9 protein-coding genes and 1 pseudogene are annotated in these 4,896 nt (G+C 35.2%); 4 read left to right on the top strand and 6 right to left on the bottom strand.

What is annotated here, in order from left to right:
• The 6 genes and pseudogenes from ACFIKO_RS08640 to ACFIKO_RS08615 form a co-directional block, all read right to left on the bottom strand.
• Positions 1–713, bottom strand: a pseudogene (locus ACFIKO_RS08640) (hypothetical protein); the annotation flags it as partial.
• On the bottom strand, positions 703–1,050 hold the full coding sequence (locus ACFIKO_RS08635) for a DUF1376 domain-containing protein (protein WP_375673795.1): 348 nt from the start codon (positions 1,048–1,050) through the stop codon (positions 703–705). The gene ACFIKO_RS08635 and the pseudogene ACFIKO_RS08640, both read right to left, overlap by 11 nt.
• Positions 1,043–1,519, bottom strand: coding sequence for a crossover junction endodeoxyribonuclease RuvC (locus ACFIKO_RS08630; protein WP_375673793.1), 477 nt, complete (start codon positions 1,517–1,519; stop codon positions 1,043–1,045). The genes ACFIKO_RS08635 and ACFIKO_RS08630 overlap by 8 nt, the downstream gene beginning before the upstream one ends.
• Positions 1,520–1,596: 77 nt before the next feature.
• Positions 1,597–2,040 (bottom strand): hypothetical protein, encoded by a 444-nt coding sequence (locus ACFIKO_RS08625; protein WP_375673792.1) that lies wholly within the window; start codon positions 2,038–2,040, stop codon positions 1,597–1,599.
• A gap of 148 nt (positions 2,041–2,188) precedes the next feature.
• On the bottom strand, positions 2,189–2,554 hold the full coding sequence (locus ACFIKO_RS08620; RefSeq protein ID WP_208431513.1) for a hypothetical protein: 366 nt from the start codon (positions 2,552–2,554) through the stop codon (positions 2,189–2,191).
• A gap of 99 nt (positions 2,555–2,653) precedes the next feature.
• Positions 2,654–2,989 carry a helix-turn-helix domain-containing protein gene (locus ACFIKO_RS08615; RefSeq protein ID WP_375620493.1) on the bottom strand — a complete coding sequence of 112 codons (336 nt, stop codon included), beginning with the start codon at positions 2,987–2,989 and terminating at the stop codon, positions 2,654–2,656.
• Between the two features lie 92 nt (positions 2,990–3,081).
• Between ACFIKO_RS08615 and ACFIKO_RS08610 the strand changes: the two genes are divergently transcribed.
• The 4 genes from ACFIKO_RS08610 to ACFIKO_RS08595 form a co-directional block, all read left to right on the top strand.
• Positions 3,082–3,381 carry a helix-turn-helix domain-containing protein gene (locus ACFIKO_RS08610; protein WP_015856266.1) on the top strand — a complete coding sequence of 100 codons (300 nt, stop codon included), beginning with the start codon at positions 3,082–3,084 and terminating at the stop codon, positions 3,379–3,381.
• 209 nt (positions 3,382–3,590) lie between these two features.
• Entirely contained in the window at positions 3,591–3,965 is a 375-nt protein-coding gene (locus tag ACFIKO_RS08605; RefSeq protein WP_375656019.1) for a hypothetical protein, read from the top strand.
• Positions 3,966–4,032: 67 nt separating this feature from the next.
• Positions 4,033–4,467 (top strand): antA/AntB antirepressor family protein, encoded by a 435-nt coding sequence (locus tag ACFIKO_RS08600; RefSeq protein WP_375657641.1) that lies wholly within the window; start codon positions 4,033–4,035, stop codon positions 4,465–4,467.
• On the top strand, positions 4,460–4,896 hold a 437-nt coding region (locus ACFIKO_RS08595; RefSeq protein ID WP_375673789.1), incomplete at its 3' end, for a Rha family transcriptional regulator. The genes ACFIKO_RS08600 and ACFIKO_RS08595, both read left to right, overlap by 8 nt.

Here is a 4,896-nt window from a genome sequence, read left to right as displayed (position 1 = left end):
CCGCGATTAGCTTTCGCTCGTTTTGCTTTTTGGGAAATGTTCTCTTGCTCGTGAATGGGAGGTTGGTTGTCTGATGAGGTTGTGATTTGCTCTGATGTGGCCTCAACAGCAGCAACCTCTGTTGGTTCGTCAACCAAATCGATTGTTTCTAAACTTTCAGAACCAATTTCTTTTTTTGCTAAAACGATAGTTTTAGTTTTTTTATTATATATGTTATTGTTATTGTTAATGGCATCATTAAGCATTTCTTGTGCATTGCTAAAATCCCCACAAGCATCATGCTTAGCATCCTTAAGCATACCGTTAGCATCATGCTTAGCATTTTTAGCATCTTGATCATCACTCATTGTTTTTGCTTTATGATGTTTTGCCCATTTTGCCTGCGCTGCTTTCTTTGCTCTCTCTGAAAACTTATTTAAATTTTCATTTGAGTTATTGAGTTCTTCTTCAACATCTAAACTCCACAAGCGTCCATCTTCTAAACAAATGATGTGTCCAGATCTAAATAAATAATTTAACGCCTTTTCAAATCTTTTTACTGAACAACAAGTAAAATGAGATAATATTCGTGCATCATTCAAAAGAGGCTCACGCGTGTGTAACATTCTTATCCGCAACTTCACATAAACATTGACTTCCATAGGTGGTAAATCAGAGAGTTTAAATAGCCACTGGTCTGTATTAAGTCTCGTCCAAGCCAATTTAGTTGACATATTTTACCTCCTGTTCTTTATTATTATTAAAGGTAAAATTATCTAGCTCTTCACTGAGGTTATTGAGTTCGTCTTCAACGCGCGTATTCCACAACCCATTATCTGTCTCAACAAGTTTATTATTTCTCATGAGATATTCGACAATAGCTGCAAATTTTTTCTGCGAACAATGACAAACGCGTGCAAGCGTTTGAAAATCTGTTTTAAGTGGTTCTTTTTTTTCATACATGCAAACGAGAAGGGTTATATAAACCCCCCGTTGTTCAGATGTCATTCCATTTGTACCACTTATCCAGTCATACAAATGGAATCTTATCCATGGCATTGCATTAGACATGCGCGCCCCCTTCTTTCATTAAATATAAAATTGCTAAAGCATCTGCTTCGTTGTCGTCTTTAGGCGTATGTCCTTTTGCACACACCGCCTTAATCATTTCTACTTTTGAGGCGTTACCTTTTCCTGTTGTTGCCTTCTTAATTGTGCCAACAGGAATGCCTTCATATGGTATCTGATGATGTTCACACCACGCTGTTAAGGTTGCTAGAAAGCCTCCGTAAATATGAGAAGCGTCTGTACCCACATGCCGGCGCACCTCTTCAAAATACACCGCGTCAATTTCATCAACAGATCTCTTTAGTTCAGTAAGCCACCGTTTAAAGCGTAAATAACGCATACCACCGCCTTCAAAACGGCGTGATTGAAAATCTTCTGTATCGCTTGTTATATGACCATCCGCACCGCATATCGCCCAGCCTGTCTTAGTCCCTAGATCAAGACATAAAATGGTTTGTGCGTTAGTGATCATAATCCCCCCTTTAAAGCTCTAAGTATTTATATGTGTGCTATGACAGAGCGCGTAGTTATAAGTTTTAAAAAATTGGATTAACTCAGATTCAGACGCACACTACACGCATCATTTATTAATTTGATTTCTTCTTCTCTTTTTTCGATGAGTTTATCCCTTAAGAAATCAAGCCTATTTTTGACTAAGGCTATAAATAAGATTAGCTCATTTAAGCGATAAAAAGATGACAGCTCTTGAGAAAAATAATTATCAAACCAAGTTGTAAAAGCTTGCGTAAACACAGATAAAAACCATTTATTAAAATCATCGTACGGCGATAACGGAAAATATTTTTTATCATCACGTGCAAAGATACTATGCAGTATATAGACAAGACAACCATTTGATAAGGGATCTATGCGTGTTTCAAAACATGTATCTTGAGGCGAACGGACACCATAATATATGTCTTCCCGTCCAATCTTATTAACAAGATCAATCAACTGAACTTTGCTTATGGAGATTTGTGGGACATCTATCATCTCTGATCTTTCTTTTTAAGAGTCTAAATGCTGCTGTTGTGACAGGGCGCGTTGTGATTGCCTGTCTTGCAAAATGTTTTTGAAAAAGGAACCTCGCAATGATTCATTGTTAATTAACAATCCTCATTTTTGGCTCAAATGACGCAAGTTAAAAAACTTCTCCTGCAAAAATAAAATCGATCAATCTCGGTTCTTCTTTTTTGTTGATTAACTCAGTGATTTTATTGTTTAATTCATCAATAACTTTCATCTGTGAAGCTAACTTTAGCCTTTGGCTGTATAGCGTTTCATTTTTTTGCTTAATTAAAGAGGATAGGTTTTCAAGTACTACTTGCTGTTGTTCAATTGACTTATCTCGCTCTGCAAGAGTTGCTTCATGCCATCTCATCCAATTATCAAATTGTGACTTATGCCATTCTTCTTGTTTTGCAAGAACTTTTGTATGAGTTCTATGTCGTTTTATAAGATCTTCTATGCTACAATCACGATCCGGTATTTGTATAAATTCTTTCACAAACTTATCTCCATTCTCAATTTTCGTATTACAACCTATTAATCTACAAATCCGTGTGTAGAGTTTCTTCAATATTCCGTTTCTCATGATCTTTCTTCTTTAAGAGTGTGAAGGCTGCTGTTGCTGTTCATTCTTTTCTTCATATTGAGATTGCAACATTTCATTTTGTTCACATGGCTTCATGCAAACAGTGGAACCCTTGACAAAAGAAGGCGTTGCTTTTTCTTGTATTGCAGTAGTAAAATTTTCTTGATACCAATCACTAGGACTTACATAATTATCCGTAATCTTTGCTATTTGCTTTATTATCCTAGGCTGAGGAAATCTCTTCTTATTTATGTAACGCGCTATTGATGTCTGTGTAACACCTATAGAGGCTGCAAACTCAGCGTAAGTAATATTATTCTTCAATAAATATGATTTTAGCTTAAACATTCCCAAATCATACCATAGTGGTATTTTTAGTGCAAGAGATTTTTACCGTATTGGTATTTGAAAGATAAAAATTTTTTTATAGGATAAGAATCATGAATAACTTAAAATTTTTCAGAGAGAAAATGGGCTTAAGCTCTAAAAAGTTAGCTGAATTAGCAGGTACGAGTCAACCACAGATTTTTCGCTTAGAAAATGGTCATCGGAAATTAACAAAAGAATGGGCTATACGTTTAGCACCTCACTTATCCGTTACCCCTAAACAATTGATGTTTTCAGAACAGGAGACAAATAACTTAGATGCACAAATAGAAGATATGCTCGAACATCTAAGTTATGATAACAAAGTTAAACTTCTTGATCTTCTTTCTTCATTTTATCAAGAAAAGAAATAATAAATTTCTTTTTTTCATCCTCTGTTAATTTTTTCCAAAACGCTAATATTTTTTCATCAATCAATAGATTTTTATCCATTATTTCGCCCCTTCCAAATATAAAATAAAAAAATAACCATTTTGGTATTGACTTAATATTACCATAATGGTATAAATATCTCATAAACCACGCACAAACAATTGCCAAGAGGCGTTAGGGAGGAGCAATTATGGAAAATCCAATTCTTATAAATTCCAATGAAATTTTATTAGTTGCCTACGATAAAGATCAACACATTGCAGAGTCTGGACCACTTGATGCAAGCCAAATTCTAAGCATTGTTGATGAGGTAGATGATGCAATCCAAATCTTTCGTATAAATCCTTCTGAGAATAATTGTGAAGATATCTCTGAAGAAATTGCAGAAGCATATGTAAAAGAAAATATCGAACATCTCCATGAGGATAGTAAAGTTCATGACTTTGTACGTGAAAGTGATGCTTACCACGATCTTTTATCTGATTTAGCAGACGAAAAATATAATGATGAGATTTACGGTACCTACGAACAACAACACCGTTTGCGTCCTTGTGATGTGCTTTAAAAATTCTAAAGGGCGCTTTTAAAAGCGCCCCCTTTCATTCATCAATCCCATCAACATGAGGTTCGTAATGGAAAAGCTTCTTGCTACTCAATACAATATTATTCAGCATCAAAAGGTTCAAACTATTAGCGCTCGTGATTTATATACCTTTTTAGAGGTAAAAACCGAGTTTAGAAAGTGGATAACAAACTGTATTAAAGAACTTAGCTTTAGAGAAGATGTCGACTTTGTACTTTCTACTAAAGAATTATCAAACTCCTCACGTGGAAATCCTTTTAAAGATTATGCTCTCACTTTAGACACAGCAAAACACATTGCCATTTGTGAACCTGGTCTCAAAGGTAAACAAGTGCGTGAATATTTTCTGAAATGCGAAAAAAAAGCAAATTCAAAAATCGATTATTCAAATCCTGAAACATTAGAAGATTTCTTAAGACATCTAAGACAGCAAATTAAGCACAATGACAATGTTGTCACAACGAACGGAGTGAAGCATGCATAATTTTATCACAACATCTAAAAGAAATTTTCAAAACACAACAATTCCAACCATGTCTAGTCGTGAAATTGCAGAATTGTGTAGTAAACAACATAAACACGTTATGCGTGATATTAAGCAAATGCTTGAAGAGCTGCACTCTAAAAGTACTGAGCCCAAATTTGGGCTGAGTGAATTTGTAGGTTTTTACAAAGATTCAACTGGTCGCACTCTCCCTTGTTATAACCTCCCCAAACGTGAATGCTTAATTCTCGTATCTGGTTACAGCATGACATTACGCGCTAGGATTATAGACCGTTGGCAAGAGTTGGAAAAGCAAGCAGTAACACCACAAATCGACTATTCAAGTCCAAAAGCTATGATTGGCTTTTTGAATTACCTACAAGGTCAAATAGATCAAAAAGACACCATCATTGAAGATTTAACACCAAA

Origin of the sequence: Bartonella sp. TS82HLJMH, from assembly GCF_042193495.1 — a bacterium.
Taxonomy (GTDB): Bacteria; Pseudomonadota; Alphaproteobacteria; order Rhizobiales; family Rhizobiaceae; genus Bartonella; species Bartonella grahamii.
Note: the sequence above shows the minus strand (reverse complement) of the source record. Positions and strands in the feature narration are given on the sequence as shown.

Coding starts and splice junctions, on each gene's coding strand:
- ACFIKO_RS08635 (WP_375673795.1), bottom strand. CDS start 1,050: ATGTCTAATGCAATGCCATGGATAAGATTCCATTTGTATGACTGGATA.
- ACFIKO_RS08630 (WP_375673793.1), bottom strand. CDS start 1,519: ATGATCACTAACGCACAAACCATTTTATGTCTTGATCTAGGGACTAAG.
- ACFIKO_RS08615 (WP_375620493.1), bottom strand. CDS start 2,989: ATGTTTAAGCTAAAATCATATTTATTGAAGAATAATATTACTTACGCT.
- ACFIKO_RS08605 (WP_375656019.1), top strand. CDS start 3,591: ATGGAAAATCCAATTCTTATAAATTCCAATGAAATTTTATTAGTTGCC.
- ACFIKO_RS08600 (WP_375657641.1), top strand. CDS start 4,033: ATGGAAAAGCTTCTTGCTACTCAATACAATATTATTCAGCATCAAAAG.
- ACFIKO_RS08610 (WP_015856266.1), top strand. CDS start 3,082: ATGAATAACTTAAAATTTTTCAGAGAGAAAATGGGCTTAAGCTCTAAA.
- ACFIKO_RS08625 (WP_375673792.1), bottom strand. CDS start 2,040: ATGATAGATGTCCCACAAATCTCCATAAGCAAAGTTCAGTTGATTGAT.